Raw genomic sequence first — 14,139 nt, 5'->3', positions numbered from 1 at the left:
TCCTTATTTTTCGATTCGTTTTAGAACAATCAATCAGCAATCAGAACAAACTTTATGGCGGCAGTTTACTGCTAGCAGGCGATGACGCAAAGCGATTGGCTGAAGTTACTCAGGTAAAATCTGTAAACATTTGCGAAATTTGCTAGGCTTTGCGACCTAGAACAGCCGAGATAGGTCTACCTATGGAATTTACTCCGCCACTACAACAGGGCATTTTACTGCGCCGCTATAAACGTTTTCTGGCCGATGTGCAGTTAAGCGACGGCAGTGAGATCACTCTGCATTGCCCCAATACGGGTTCTATGCGTAATTGCCTGTATCCCGGTGAAACAGTGTGGTTTTCTACCTCTGATAACCCTAAACGTAAATATGCCCATACGTGGGAACTGATGACCACGCCAGATGCAGGCTTAATCGGTATCCACTCGGGTCAGGCGAACACCTTAGCCGAAGAAGCCATCAATAAAGGTATCATCAAGGAGCTCACGGGTTATGACAGCCTCAGCCGTGAAGTTAAATACGGTGATGAAAATAGTCGCATCGATATCCTGCTACAGGGTGCTCAAAAACCCGCCTGTTATATAGAAGTCAAAAGTTGTACTTTGCTCGAAGATGGCCAAGGTTATTTTCCCGATGCTGTGAGCCTACGCGGTCAAAAACATTTACGTGAATTGATGCACATGGTGAGCCAAGGCCATAGAGCCGTATTGCTATTTGTGGTGCAGCACAGTGAAATATTCAGTGTTGCCCCCGCAGCACATATCGACCCTGAATATGCTAAGTTACTGAAAATGGCTGTATTATCCGGCGTTGAAGTGCTAGCCTATCGCTGTAAAATCTCCCCTACAGAGATTCACCTAGCCCAAGCCTGCGATGTACGAGTATGATGTTAAGGCTGAGTTAAATTTGATTTCATTTGAATTAGCGAACATAGTCAAAAAATTCAATCAAAGCAGAATGAAAAGTTTGCCTCGATGTGAAGATTCTGCTATAGATAGCGGCCGTTCTTAAGGACGCCCTACAAACGCAAATGATTACAGGAGATGCGTTATGCCTGAAGGCACCAAAAAACTTGGCGTACTCGCTATCGCAGGTGTAAATCCTTACCAGGAAAAGCCGGGTGAGGAGTATATGAACGCTAAGCAACTGGGTCACTTCAAGACAATTCTTGAAGCTTGGCGCAATCAGTTGCGTGAAGAGGTCGACCGTACTCTTAGCCACATGCAGGACGAAGCCGCAAACTTTCCCGATCCTGTTGACCGTGCAGCACAAGAAGAAGAGTTCAGCCTCGAACTTCGTGCTCGCGATAGAGAACGTAAGCTGATCAAAAAAATCGAAAAAACACTGCAAAAAATTGAAGAAGACGATTTCGGCTTCTGTGATTCTTGCGGTATCGAAATCGGCATCCGCCGTCTCGAAGCGCGTCCAACAGCCGATCAATGCATCGACTGTAAAACGCTTGCAGAGATCAAAGAGAAACAAATGGCTGGTTAATCATGCATACTGGGCGGGGATTTCCCCGCCTATTTGTTTCTAGCAACTCGTAAACTCGACGAGCTTAAGCCAAGCTCACTCCAATTTACCCCGATTCGCTTTTCTCTTAGCATCCCTCTAAAATACATCCACTTTTACCGTCGCGACTTTAAAACGCCATCTAGTTGTTATGTCAAAGCCATTACATTCCGATTTATCCAGCCAGCCCTATGTCGGCCGCTTTGCGCCTTCGCCTTCGGGTGCCTTGCACTTTGGCTCGCTTATCGCCGCCCTTGGCAGCTATCTGCGCGCCCGCTCGCTAAAGGGTAAATGGCTAATTCGCATCGAAGATATAGACCCACCGCGGGAAGTCAAAGGCGCCGCCGATGATATCTTACGCACCTTAGAAGCCTATGGATTTGAGTGGGATGATATGCCTCTGTATCAAAGCCAGCGCACAGCGGCTTATCAAGCGCAAATTGACTTGCTGCTCGCCCAAGATAAAGCCTATTTCTGCCAATGTAGTCGCAAGCAAATTCAAGCCATGGGCGGCGTCTACGATGGCCGCTGCCACCGATTGCCACAAACCCAGTCTGCAAATCTTGTTAGGTCGGGTGCGGTGCGAATCGTCAACACGGCGCAAGTGCAAGAATTTGATGACAATCTAATGGGCCATATTTGCGTAGATAGCCATTTTGCCGCAGAGGATTTCATTATCAAACGCAGTGATGGTCTGTACGCCTATCAACTAGCCGTGGTACTCGACGATGCTTATCAAGGGGTCACCGAAGTGGTTCGAGGCTGCGACTTAATCGAGGCCAGTTGTCGCCAACTGAGTTTGTATCAAAGCTTTGGTTTAGCCGCACCGCAATGGCTGCACTTGCCGCTCGCCTGCATAAGTAAAGGCTTTAAGCTCTCAAAACAGAATCATGCACAGGCAATTGATACGCTTAATCCACAGTCGAGCCTTAATGCGGCACTGGCATTTTTAGGCCAAACACCCGTCGAAACCCGCGGCTCTGTGGCACAAATGCTCGCTCAAGCCGTGGATCAGTTTCAATTATCCACTATACCGCAACAATCTGAGATACTGATCGAGCCCTGATATACTCATTAGGCCGCATTTGGTATATGATAGCCGCCAGATTTTTAATCAAATAACAGATCATATTTCGAGGTGTCCCATTTTTCGCCGTATCAGCCAATTCTGCAAACAGCTATTTGAAGACGCGCCTAAAACGACCGCTCCGACTCCAGCTCAGATTGAACCAACAACGCCAGAACAAAATTCCGGTGCTTTGAGTTTAGAGTTAGTACCAAGAGATGCCCATACCATCTCGCGCAAACAAATCAGCGAGAATGCCCTTAAGGTATTATACAGACTGAATAAATCTGGCTTTAAAGCCTATTTAGTCGGCGGCGGTGTACGCGATTTACTCTTAGGGATTGAACCGAAAGATTTCGACATAGTGACCAATGCAACACCGGAAGAAATCAAAAAATTATTCCGTAATTGCCGTGTTGTCGGTCGCCGTTTCCGCTTAGCGCACATTGTTTTCGGCCGCGATGTGATTGAAGTCGCCACCTTCCGCGGTCACCACGGCGAGAGTAATGAGAAAGTCTCTAAAGCCAATGCCGAAGGGCGTTTGCTGCGCGATAACGTCTATGGCGAAATCGATGAAGATGCCGAGCGCCGCGACTTTACTGTCAATGCCCTCTATTACGATATCAGCGATTACTCGATTCGCAGCTATGGCGGCGGTATGGCCGATCTAAAAGCGGGCACCCTAAGATTAATCGGCGATCCTGAAACCCGTTACCGTGAAGATCCTGTGCGTATGTTAAGGGCGGTGCGTTTCGCCACTAAACTCAACATGGGTATCGAAACAGTAACAGCTGCGCCGATTAAACAATTAGCGCCACTGCTCAAAGATATTCCGGCAGCACGCATGTACGAAGAAGTGTTAAAACTCTTCTTTGCAGGCAAAGCCTTAGCCAACTTCGAACTGATGCAAGAATACAAGCTATTCGCGCCGCTGTTTCCGCAAGTGGCCGCTCTGCTAAAAGATGATCCTAAAGGCACGACCATGAAAATGGTGCAAGCCATCATGAAGAGCACAGATCAAAGAGTTAACGAAGATAAGCCGGTGACACCTTCATTCTTCTATGCTGCGCTTCTCTGGTATCCACTGCGTCAACGCGCCGAAGATATTGCCGTTGAAAGTGGCCTGACGTTATATGATGCCTTCTTTGCCGCCATGGGCGATGTGATGGAGCAACAATGCCAAACCATTAGCATTCCGCGCCGTTTTAGCACGCCGGCAAAAGACATTTGGCAGTTACAGTTACGCTTTGATCGTAGCCAAGGCACCCGCGCCTTTAAACTAATGGAACACCCTAAGTTTAGAGCCGCATACGATTTACTCTTACTCAGGGGCGAAGTCGAAGCGGGTAATGTCGCTAAAAGTGCCGCTTGGTGGCAACAATTTGTCGAAGCCGATGAAACAGAACGTTTAGCCATAGCGCGTAGCGGCAGTAAATCGCCAAACCGCAACCGTAATGCCACCCAACGTCGTCGCCGTCCTCGTGCACCGAATGCCGATGGTTCAGCGCCGACGAGCGCACCTAAAGCGAGTGGCACACCTAAAGTTAAAACGGCTGAATAATGCCCCGCGTCTACGTCGCATTAGGCGCAAATCTTGAAGATCCCAAGGCGCAATTGGACAATGCCGTGACGGCATTGTCCGCCTTAGCCTTAGCGAATAGTCTCGTCGTTTCTCCCTATTACCATTCGATGCCCATGGGCGATGTCGTGCAACCCGATTATGTGAATGCGGTAGCGAGTTTCGATACTGATCTTGCGCCATTAGCCTTACTCGATGCACTGCAGCATATTGAAAACACCCAAGGACGAGTCCGCCTAGAGCGTTGGGGACCTAGAACCTTAGATCTCGATATACTCTTGTATGGTAATGAGAACATTGACACTCCTAGACTCAAAGTGCCCCACTACGGCATGAAAACGCGCAGCTTTGTGCTCGTGCCTTTAGCCGCAATTGCACCGGATCTGATTCTGCCCTGCAACACTGCCATCGACAGTCTTATCAATACAAAAATGTTGGCCGAGTTACAACAACTGGGCATTGATCATTGAAGTCCGTCCTCAGTTAGCTTATAACACCACTTCTATTTGGTTTGAAGATCATCCATATGTCTAAAATTACTAGCTCAACCCTGTTGAAATACAAACAGGAAGGTAGAAAATTCACGGCACTGACAGCCTATGATGCCAGTTTTGCCAGCGCGTTCGATAGCGAAGGTGTCGATGTGCTGCTGGTCGGCGATTCTTTGGGAATGGTTCTCCAAGGCCATGACGATACCCTGCCCGTCACTACAGCGGAAATCGCTTACCATACTCGCTGTGTCCGTCGCGGTATCGAACGTGCCCTGCTGATCGCCGACATGCCCTTTATGAGTTACGCCACGCCAGAACAAGCTATGGTCAACGCCACTGAGTTAATGCAAGCTGGCGCGAACATGGTCAAGGTCGAAGGCGGCCACTGGTTACTCGAAACCGTCACTAAGCTTACCGAACGCGGTATTCCTGTGTGTGCCCACTTAGGCTTGACGCCTCAGTCGGTTCATGTGTTTGGTGGTTTTAAAGTGCAAGGCCGCGATGCCGAAAATGCCCAGCGCATCCTCGACGAAGCTAAGGCTTTAGAAGCCGCGGGTGCTCAACTATTAGTCGTAGAATGTATCCCTGCGCCTCTCGCTGCGGCGATCACTCAAGCCTTAACGATTCCTGTCATTGGAATTGGCGCAGGCGCATCGACCGACGGTCAAATCTTGGTGATGCATGATGTGTTAGGTATTTCAAGTGGTTACATTCCACGTTTCTCGAAAAACTACCTAAAACAAACGGGTGAAATTCGTTCTGCGGTACGTGCTTATATCGACGAAGTTGCCCAAGGAACTTTTCCTGGCGAAGAACACACTTTTAACAAATAACAGATTTATGCAAGGTAAGGCTCAATGATCACTAGCGCCCATATTGATGATATTCGCACTCAAGTGCGTGCATGGCGTGCCAAGGGCGAAACTGTCGCCTTCGTGCCGACCATGGGCAATCTCCATCGGGGACACATCACCTTAGTGAAAGAAGCGGCTAAACGTTGTGATCATGTGGTGGTATCGATTTTCGTCAATCCAATGCAATTTGGCCAGAATGAAGATCTCGATGCCTACCCACGCACACTTGCCGCCGACAGTGAAGCCCTCACCGCCGCTGGCGCTGAGTTGCTGTTTACCCCAACACCAGCCGTGATGTATCCCAAGGGCTTAGCGCAACAAACCTATGTTGAAGTGCCAGGTATTTCAGGGCTGCTCTGCGGCGCTAGCCGTCCGGGGCATTTTCGAGGCGTTGCGACTATCGTCTGTAAACTATTCAACATAGTACAGCCCGATGTGGCACTCTTTGGCAATAAAGACTATCAACAGCTATTAGTCATTGAAACTATGGTTGAAGACTTGTCATTACCGATTGAGATTATCGGTGTTGATACCATACGTGAGGACTCAGGTTTAGCCATGAGTTCGCGCAATGGTTATCTCACCGCCGCAGAAAAAGCCGCTGCACCAGCATTAAAACAGGCGATAGATGCTATGGCTGCAGGGATCAAACAAGGTCAGAGTGTTGATGCTGTCACCGAGCAAGCGAAAATCAGTTTAGTGGCTGCGGGCTTTACGCCGGATTATCTGGAAATTCGTCATGCCCACACGCTTGAGAAAGCGCAGAGCCAAGACCAAACCTTAGTCATTTTGGCCGCCGCCTATATAGGTAAAGCGCGACTTATCGACAACTTAAGGTTCGATCGCTAATCTCTTAAGCGTTATCAATAAATAAAAAGGAGCACTCGCTCCTTTTTATTTACCCAATGCTCGACCAGAAGCTATTTTCTTCTTTAGAATCAATCCAAGCGCCAAAAATTTGAAGCGTCAAAAAACTGGTTTTATCCCTAAATTTACGCCATAGTATGATGCATATGTTAATTTAAGGTAAATGATTAGCGGCAGACATTGACGAGTGAATTTGACCTTATAATGATGTATGGCTAATCCTTTAATTTATTGGGCTTAACAGCCCGTCGACCTAACAATAAACGGTTAAAAAGGCATAATAATATAAACATCATAATCACTATTTATCATGCTTAATCAAACAATTAAATCATAATAGCTATGCAAGTGTACAAAGGATTTGTGGCCTCATGGCAAGACTGATACTCACCCTAATTTGTGTTATTTTGCCCACTGCAATACAGGCAAATACCATTTATAAATGCCGTAAAGATGACAAAATTGTCTTTAGCCAAACCGCTTGTCCGCAGGAATTTAGCCAACATAAAATCGAATACCAGTTAGGGATAACGACTGAAGTAGACTCTGATAAAAGGGACATTCCTGTCGATCCCTTACACACTCTACTGAATAGTCGAACCATTTCTAAAGAAAAATTATTGCAGTTACTCGACGGCGAGATATATCGTCTTAAGCAGGAAAATAGCTATTTTGAAATTCTGCGCGCCAGTGAATTGCAGAAATTAGAACGTAAGCGTTATTGGCAAAATAAAGAGAAAACCGATCCTGAATACATTAACGAAATGGACGATATCAATACTCGCTTCAATGCGTTAACTGTGAGTAATAACAGTGCGATGCAGCAACTAGAAGACCGTAAAAGCCAAATCAGTACCGAAGCATTCCATGAAGAGTTAAAAGAACCAGAAAAGCACTGATCTCGCATAAAACAGTAGTATTAATCTTCTCTCTACCCCATTAAGGAATTTAATCATAATAATGATTACTCTTCCGCTCACAGTAATGTCCCTTTGTTTAACCTAGAATTCATTACTGCAAGGACAAGAAGCCTGTTGTTGCACACAGGGTAAATGACATAGGTTGCTACAGTTAATTAAACTCCACAGCAGTTTCTCACTGGCACAAACGCGTGCTTTTTTATCAAGAAAATGCAAACGCGATAGTCGATGTATTTCCCTTCACTTGTTATTGCATTGTTTAAAAATCAAATACTCGCTTCACAACAAATACGACTTAACTACTAGGACAACTAGACTAGACCCCTTAAATAAAAACACGTCAATAAACATATAAAATCTATTTAATCAATACGATATAAATACAGCTATCATTTACCTTCCGTTAATCCTTTCTAGAATAAATACCCGTTTGGCCAATTGCGACATATTAACGGGACTCGTATCTTCAGGTCTGAATTTGGGATGCAAGTTGCTTTAAGCAGCCCAAGATATTTGATGCAAGGAGTCACCCGTGCCAAATACCTCTATACGCTTTTTGGTGCCGCTGATCTTGCTCTGTAGTTGTATGACTTCAGCACAAGAGCTGAATGTCAACGAGTTACCCGTAACCCTTCAGGCATTACTGGAACGTTCCGGTCGCGATAACCTTATCGAGCTGGTTCAACAAGGCACTGCCAACCAAGGATTACTGTTCCAGTCTGGCAGCGATAACAAGGCCGATGTAACACAAGTGGGCAATGATAACGATGCGCTAATCACACAGATTGGTTCAAACAATGAAGTCCAACTACTGCAAGTCGGCAGTCAAAATACGGCTTCAGTGACACAAATTGGCAATGACAATCTCGTGCAACTGAACCAACTAGGAAGCGGCAACTTTTCGATTCAACAGATTGCGGACGGTGCTGCAATCTCAATAACTCAATATTAAACAGGGAGCGTCACATGAAATCACAAGCTAAAAAATCACTTATTGCTTTGGCCATTGCAACAGGTTTAAGCGGTCAAGCTTTTGCTGCCAGTACAGTGAGCGAAATTAGCGTAGTACAGTCAGGCCAAGCCCAAGACACTTTAGTCTCACAAACGGGTGGCCTTAACGCTGCTGCGGTTGTGCAAACAGGTACAGATCAAACCGCAACTGTCATCCAAGACGGTGTGTGGCATGAAGCGGCTATTAATTCAACGGGTGATGATAACAAGGTCCAAATAACGCAACAAGTTGACTGGCATGTGGCAAGTGCAAATGTTGTAGGTGACAACAACAATGTAAATGTGTCGCAAGATGGTTTCTTTAACCAAAGCAGTAGCGATGTTACTGGCAACGATAACACGGTATTCGTTAACCAATTAGGCGAAGTCAACGAAAGCCAAGTTGAAATCTCTGGCGCTGAAAACAGCGTGTTTGTTGAGCAAGAAGGCGACGCAAACTTTGCAGTTTTTCGCGTTGAAGGCAGCAACAACGACGGTAAAATCACACAAATCGGTGACAACAACCAAGCAGGTTTAATCGCTCTCGACTTAACCGCTAACGTGGGTAACAACAACGACGTTTCTGTTAATCAAGCGGGTAACAATAACTTTGGCGCAGCGAAAGGTATTGCAGGTAATGACAACACAGTAGACATGGTCCAAAAAGGTGATAACCATGTTGGCTTCGTTTACGCACTGGCCGGCAGCGACAACGATATTTCAATGGATCAAAAAGGTAACGGCAACACGGCTTATCTTGCGATGACTACGGGTGATGACAACAGTGTCGATATTACCCAAAATGGCAGCGGCAACACTATCGGTGATACTTTAGTGGCAGATATCCAAGGTGATGATAACGATATTACTATCACTCAAAAAGGCGATGTCAACGGTGCGGAGTTCCAAGTATGGGGCGATAGCAACGATGTTGACTTGAAACAAAAAGGCGATGCGAACTTCGCGACCTTTGGTGCATACGGCACAGATAACGACTTCGATTTATCTTCTAAAGGCGATAACAATGAAATCATTGCCTTCGCTGATGGTGAAGATAACAGTATTGAAGTTAGCCAAGAAGGCGATGAGAACTTTGCTTATGTAGATGCCGTGGGTAGCGATAACGAAGTTGATGTTGAGCAAGATGGCGCTGAGAACGAAACATTGATTTCTGTTGCTGGCAACAACAATGCCGATGTCAGCGCACTTCAAAGTGGCGATCTTAACGTTATTGACCTGATTATTGAAGGTGATGAAAACACCGCGCAAATTACTCAATCAGGTAACGGTAACTGGGTAGGCGGCGATAGCGACACTTCATTTGCTTCAAATTCATTTGGCGTTAGCGGTGACAATAACAGCCTGTCAATCACTCAAACGGGTAATGACAACTTAGTGTTAGGTTCTCAAGCGGGCACTAACAACAGCATCAACGTGAACCAATCAGGCAATATGAACGTTGCCACTGTAGTGCAATACTAGTCAATACTGTTAAACCACCACAGCTAAACTCTTTGGTGGTTTATAAAAAGGGTGTTAAACAAAAAGCGGGAATGTTTAAATAAACATTCCCGCTTTTCTATGTTGATATGCTAGTAATCATTAACATTAACCACTCACAGCGAAAAGCTAACGACCAATATCTTTAACTGACTAACTGCACAGCTCAAAGTGAGTTTGATAGGTTTGCGCCCAACGTAAAAGCTCAACCCGATTACGAGACTGGGTCTTGCGGAAAATAGAAGAAATATGTGCCTTCACTGTATGTTCGCTGATACATAACCTATGAGCGATTTCTTTATTTCTCGCACCACTCGATACGAATTGAATGATAGTGCGTTCACGGGATGTCAGCATCTGCAGCATAGCTACAGTATCAGAGGGCATTTCATTATTACCTTCTAACTTTTGTACAACACGGCGGAACATTTTGCTTAGTAAAGTTCTATCGTACCAAAGTTCCTCTGCCACCATTTTACGTAAACCCGTTAACATCAGATCCATACGTTGATCGGCAAATAAAATACCTCGAATGCCGAGTAACATTGCAGATTCTTGGTCTAAGGAGTCACGCTCAACTTGATACAGCGCCACAGGAAAATGTGACACTAATCGCGAAGCTAACAGAGGTATCCCTTTGTTATCTAATGCTGAACCTTTTTGGGTGATCAGATAAAAACTACGGCGACTCTTGTCTAAATCCAGTTCAGCCGCATGCTTTACTATACGCGTTTTCAAACCTATGGATTCAGCGAGTAACGCTAAATGACATGGCGCGGCCATTTGGTGTAAAAAAACCAATTCATTAATTGTGCTCAATGACTCTCCTCCCTGAAAAGTATTCTCGATTACAAAATGGTATGTTTGACTCGTCTTTTTAGTTAGATTTCTCAACATTCCATTAACCTAGTTAATTCTGACTAGTTAACGATTGAAAAACATCACCCAAATGTACTATTCCCTGTTTAATGCTAGTAGGTTCGACTAACTCACCACAATAAAATGGAATAACAGTCAAAAATACCGTTTTACTTGGCCAACGCCCAGCACCTAATACTTTCTAACTATGACGTTATCAATCCAAAGTTGCAACACAAAGAAAACACAATAACAACACTAAAGTATGACAACTCAATGTCATCACACTCACACCATATATTTCAGGGAAGAAAGTCTTACAACTCAAACAGAGAGCATCACCCACTTTTAGCCGCTAAATCCTCTGCTTGAGTCTCGCGATTTGTTTATCTTGAAAACGAGACAGTAAAGCTAAAGCGACAATTGCGCCAATTAGGGCAAGAAACATGTCGGATTGGGTATCCCATACATAGCCTTGAGTCCCTAAAAAGGCTTCAGCCCCTTCGCCGGTTGTCACGGCAACCCACCATTCGATCAGTTCATAAAACGCCGAAAATGCGAGCACAAAACAAGTAGCAAGAAACGCGCACCAAGCCCCAGGTTTGACAGCTTGATTACGCAACATAATTTCACGGGCGAGCATGGCTGGGATAAAACCTTGCGCAAAATGACCCACTTTATCGTAATTATTACGTTCTGAACCCATCCAATCGGCAATCGTGTCGAATAACGGCACTTCAGCGTAAGTATAATGAGCGCCTACAAACAACACACAGCAGTGTATTAAGACGAGAAAATATACTAAAGGTGTCAGTGGAAAACGTTTACGAGTAAAGAATAAAATCGGTACAGCAATCAATGCAGGCAAGGCTTCGAGCCACCATGTGAAAGGATCTGCGGGTTTTATCGCCGACCACACCAAAACTGAGAGGTAAATACCGCACCATGCGATTTTGTTATTCAATGTTTCTTCCTCTTATGCGATATTGTTCTAAATTTAGAATATTAACTTTAGCCATCTAGCCCTCCACACTGAGCAAAAAAAGTGCTACTTTGGTGGGTGAAGGTTGTGAGCATATCATAAGAAACATTTCTATTAATTAGAGGGTACCCATATCATGGCGAAACATTCGCTGGACAAGGATAAGATCAAGATCCTGCTGTTGGAAGGCGTCCACCAATCTGCGGTCGATGTATTTGAACGTGCGGGATACACCAATATCGAATACCACAAAGCTTCCTTAAGCGATGAAGCCTTACTTGAGTCCATTAAAGATGCGCATTTTGTGGGACTTCGTTCGCGTACCCAATTAACTGCAGAGGTGCTGAAACGTGCCGAGAAGTTAATCGCGATAGGATGTTTCTGTATTGGAACCAACCAAGTTGACCTTGCCACCGCCGAATCCCTTGGTATCCCAGTATTTAACGCTCCCTTCTCAAACACTCGCAGTGTTGCAGAACTCGTGATTGGCGAAATCATTATGTTGATGCGGGGTATCCCTGAACGCAACGCTATCGCTCACCGTGGCGGCTGGATGAAAACCGCAGCGGGCAGCTATGAAGTGCGTGGTAAAACCTTAGGTGTGATTGGTTACGGCCATATTGGTACTCAACTTGGCATTCTGGCGGAAACCTTAGGTATGCGCGTCGTGTTCTTCGATATCGAAGACAAACTGCCACTAGGTAACGCACAACAAGTCCATTCGTTGGAACTCCTATTAGCACAAGCTGATGTAGTAAGCTTACATGTCCCTGAAACTCCACAAACAAAAGACATGATAGGCGCTGCCGAGTTTGCAGCAATGAAAAAGGGCAGCATCTTTATCAACGCATCACGCGGTACTGTAGTCGATATTGAAGCTTTAACCGTTGCGTTAAAAGAACGTCACCTCGCAGGTGCCGCAATCGATGTATTCCCCGTTGAACCACAATCGAATGACGATGAATTTATCAGTCCTCTACGCGGTTTAGACAATGTTCTCCTCACGCCGCACGTCGGCGGTAGCACGGCCGAAGCCCAAGAAAACATTGGTATCGAAGTCGCGGGTAAGCTCGCTAAATACTCAGACAACGGCTCAACCGTTTCTGCGGTTAACTTCCCTGAAGTGTCATTACCAACACATAAAGGCACCTCGCGCTTGCTGCATATTCACCAAAACCGTCCGGGCGTGTTGATCAAGATCAACCAAGCCTTCTCGGAAAAAGGCATCAACATCGCCGCCCAATATTTGCAGACCACCACAGAAATTGGTTATGTCGTGATGGAAGTAGACACAACTCAAGCGGAAGAAGCCTTAGTTGAACTCAAAGCCATTGAAGGTACATTGCGTACTCGCGTGCTGTTTTAAACTTTAAACTCCACTCGCTTTAAGCCTATCGACTAAAGCACACATAATAAGGCGCACAGATCATTCACAGATATGTGCGCCTTATGCTTTTGAGCCAACTGGAATTCCGTTACAATCTAGCCTCTCACATCGTCTTCATTTTCAGGATCTCGCTATGACTATTTCAGTTTCTACGCCCCATTGGGATCTGGACGCTACCTTGCCTCCACTTATGCTTGCCAACTTATCTCATTTGGGCCTCATCAAAGTCGTTGGAGAACAAGGCCGCAGTTTTATCCATGGCCAAGTGACCACAGATATCAGCTCATTGGCCACGGATCAATGGCGCTGGGGCGCCCATTGCGATCCTAAAGGTAAAATGCTGGCAAGTTTCAGAACCTTTGCCATTCAAGATGCGCTCTTTATGTTGATGCCAAAGGATGCCATCGAAGTCGATTTACCCCAGTTACAAAAATATGCCGTGTTTAGTAAAGCCACCCTAAGCAATGCATCCGCTGAATGGACTCTGCTCGGGGTTGCCGGTGAACAGGCAAGCCAATTCGTGAACAAACATTTTGGTGACATTCAGCAAGAGCTCACACTCATTGAAAATGGTGCGATTTTAAAAGACGCTGAACGTTTTATTTTAGTATTAACACCAGATGCCGCAGCAGCTTTAGTTGCGCAATCGGAACTGAGTGTATTTGACGCCAGCGCATGGCAAGCGTTAGAGATTGCAGCAGGTTACCCCAACCTTGCCACCAGCCATGCCAGCCAGTACGTACCGCAGATGTGTAATCTACAAGCGGTTAACGGTATCAGCTTCAATAAGGGCTGTTACATGGGGCAAGAAACCATAGCGCGAATGAAATATCGCGGTGGTAATAAACGCGCCCTGTATATTTTGCGCGGTCACACCAATCTTCAAATCAACCTAGCATCAGGCCTTGAAATCGCGATGGAAGACAGTTTTCGCCGTGGCGGTCAAATCATTGAGTTTGTGCAGCGTGGCAATCAAGTCTTGTTAACCGCCGTACTTCCTAATGACACGGCTAATGATACTCAGCTACGTTTTGCCGACGATGAACAATCACATTTAACGATCCAAGCTCTGCCCTACTCATTAGATGAAGCGTAATGCTTTGATTTAATATGATGAGTATAAAATATTGAAG

Annotated in this window: 14 protein-coding genes; 12 read left to right on the top strand and 2 right to left on the bottom strand. The window is 45.6% G+C overall.

Annotation, left to right across the window (positions count from 1 at the left end):
• Positions 1 to 182 precede the first annotated feature (182 nt).
• The 10 genes from sfsA to RA178_RS04110 all read left to right on the top strand — a co-directional run bounded on the left by sfsA (position 183) and on the right by RA178_RS04110 (position 9,761).
• Complete coding sequence (gene sfsA / locus RA178_RS04155; RefSeq protein WP_306684662.1) at positions 183 to 887, top strand: DNA/RNA nuclease SfsA; 705 nt, start codon at positions 183 to 185, stop codon at positions 885 to 887.
• Positions 888 to 1,050: 163 nt separating this feature from the next.
• Positions 1,051 to 1,494 carry an RNA polymerase-binding protein DksA gene (gene dksA / locus RA178_RS04150; protein ID WP_006082967.1) on the top strand — a complete coding sequence of 148 codons (444 nt, stop codon included), beginning with the start codon at positions 1,051 to 1,053 and terminating at the stop codon, positions 1,492 to 1,494.
• Positions 1,495 to 1,663: 169 nt separating this feature from the next.
• A complete protein-coding gene (gene gluQRS, locus RA178_RS04145; RefSeq protein ID WP_306684655.1) occupies positions 1,664 to 2,578 on the top strand; it encodes a tRNA glutamyl-Q(34) synthetase GluQRS in 915 nt (304 codons plus the stop codon).
• A gap of 19 nt (positions 2,579 to 2,597) precedes the next feature.
• Positions 2,598 to 4,139 carry a polynucleotide adenylyltransferase PcnB gene (locus RA178_RS04140; RefSeq protein WP_212600463.1) on the top strand — a complete coding sequence of 514 codons (1,542 nt, stop codon included), beginning with the start codon at positions 2,598 to 2,600 and terminating at the stop codon, positions 4,137 to 4,139.
• A complete protein-coding gene (gene folK / locus RA178_RS04135) occupies positions 4,139 to 4,627 on the top strand; it encodes a 2-amino-4-hydroxy-6-hydroxymethyldihydropteridine diphosphokinase (protein ID WP_306684653.1) in 489 nt (162 codons plus the stop codon). Before RA178_RS04140 ends, folK begins: the two co-directional genes overlap by 1 nt.
• 56 nt (positions 4,628 to 4,683) lie before the next feature.
• The gene (gene panB / locus RA178_RS04130; protein WP_028761774.1) at positions 4,684 to 5,481 is read left to right on the top strand and encodes a 3-methyl-2-oxobutanoate hydroxymethyltransferase; all 798 of its coding nucleotides are present in this window, start codon (positions 4,684 to 4,686) and stop codon (positions 5,479 to 5,481) included.
• A gap of 24 nt (positions 5,482 to 5,505) precedes the next feature.
• Complete coding sequence (gene panC / locus RA178_RS04125; RefSeq protein WP_306684650.1) at positions 5,506 to 6,351, top strand: pantoate--beta-alanine ligase; 846 nt, start codon at positions 5,506 to 5,508, stop codon at positions 6,349 to 6,351.
• A gap of 389 nt (positions 6,352 to 6,740) precedes the next feature.
• Positions 6,741 to 7,268: a DUF4124 domain-containing protein gene (locus RA178_RS04120; protein ID WP_131525367.1), complete on the top strand. Its 528-nt coding sequence runs from the start codon at positions 6,741 to 6,743 to the stop codon at positions 7,266 to 7,268.
• Positions 7,269 to 7,821: 553 nt separating this feature from the next.
• Entirely contained in the window at positions 7,822 to 8,241 is a 420-nt protein-coding gene (locus RA178_RS04115) for a curlin (protein WP_105251518.1), read from the top strand.
• Between the two features lie 14 nt (positions 8,242 to 8,255).
• On the top strand, positions 8,256 to 9,761 hold the full coding sequence (locus tag RA178_RS04110) for a curlin (RefSeq protein ID WP_173497276.1): 1,506 nt from the start codon (positions 8,256 to 8,258) through the stop codon (positions 9,759 to 9,761).
• Positions 9,762 to 9,932: 171 nt separating this feature from the next.
• Here the strand turns inward: RA178_RS04110 and RA178_RS04105 are convergent, their stop codons facing one another.
• Positions 9,933 to 10,598: a helix-turn-helix transcriptional regulator gene (locus RA178_RS04105; RefSeq protein ID WP_014611267.1), complete on the bottom strand. Its 666-nt coding sequence runs from the start codon at positions 10,596 to 10,598 to the stop codon at positions 9,933 to 9,935.
• Positions 10,599 to 10,992: 394 nt separating this feature from the next.
• Complete coding sequence (locus RA178_RS04100; protein WP_306684647.1) at positions 10,993 to 11,601, bottom strand: DUF2238 domain-containing protein; 609 nt, start codon at positions 11,599 to 11,601, stop codon at positions 10,993 to 10,995.
• 154 nt (positions 11,602 to 11,755) lie between these two features.
• Between RA178_RS04100 and serA the strand changes: the two genes are divergently transcribed.
• Complete coding sequence (serA, locus tag RA178_RS04095; protein ID WP_306684646.1) at positions 11,756 to 12,985, top strand: phosphoglycerate dehydrogenase; 1,230 nt, start codon at positions 11,756 to 11,758, stop codon at positions 12,983 to 12,985.
• Positions 12,986 to 13,139: 154 nt separating this feature from the next.
• The gene (gene ygfZ, locus RA178_RS04090; RefSeq protein WP_131525370.1) at positions 13,140 to 14,102 is read left to right on the top strand and encodes a tRNA-modifying protein YgfZ; all 963 of its coding nucleotides are present in this window, start codon (positions 13,140 to 13,142) and stop codon (positions 14,100 to 14,102) included.
• Positions 14,103 to 14,139 lie beyond the last annotated feature (37 nt).

The organism is Shewanella oncorhynchi, assembly GCF_030848765.1.
GTDB lineage: Bacteria > Pseudomonadota > Gammaproteobacteria > Enterobacterales > Shewanellaceae > Shewanella > Shewanella oncorhynchi.
This window is presented reverse-complemented; position numbering and strand designations above follow the sequence as displayed.

Excerpts from the sequence above, each read along its gene's own strand:
- panB (WP_028761774.1), top strand. The coding sequence starts at position 4,684 with ATGTCTAAAATTACTAGCTCAACCCTGTTGAAATACAAACAGGAAGGT.
- RA178_RS04120 (WP_131525367.1), top strand. The coding sequence starts at position 6,741 with ATGGCAAGACTGATACTCACCCTAATTTGTGTTATTTTGCCCACTGCA.
- dksA (WP_006082967.1), top strand. The coding sequence starts at position 1,051 with ATGCCTGAAGGCACCAAAAAACTTGGCGTACTCGCTATCGCAGGTGTA.
- RA178_RS04110 (WP_173497276.1), top strand. The coding sequence starts at position 8,256 with ATGAAATCACAAGCTAAAAAATCACTTATTGCTTTGGCCATTGCAACA.
- serA (WP_306684646.1), top strand. The coding sequence starts at position 11,756 with ATGGCGAAACATTCGCTGGACAAGGATAAGATCAAGATCCTGCTGTTG.
- ygfZ (WP_131525370.1), top strand. The coding sequence starts at position 13,140 with ATGACTATTTCAGTTTCTACGCCCCATTGGGATCTGGACGCTACCTTG.
- gluQRS (WP_306684655.1), top strand. The coding sequence starts at position 1,664 with ATGTCAAAGCCATTACATTCCGATTTATCCAGCCAGCCCTATGTCGGC.
- panC (WP_306684650.1), top strand. The coding sequence starts at position 5,506 with ATGATCACTAGCGCCCATATTGATGATATTCGCACTCAAGTGCGTGCA.
- sfsA (WP_306684662.1), top strand. The coding sequence starts at position 183 with ATGGAATTTACTCCGCCACTACAACAGGGCATTTTACTGCGCCGCTAT.
- folK (WP_306684653.1), top strand. The coding sequence starts at position 4,139 with ATGCCCCGCGTCTACGTCGCATTAGGCGCAAATCTTGAAGATCCCAAG.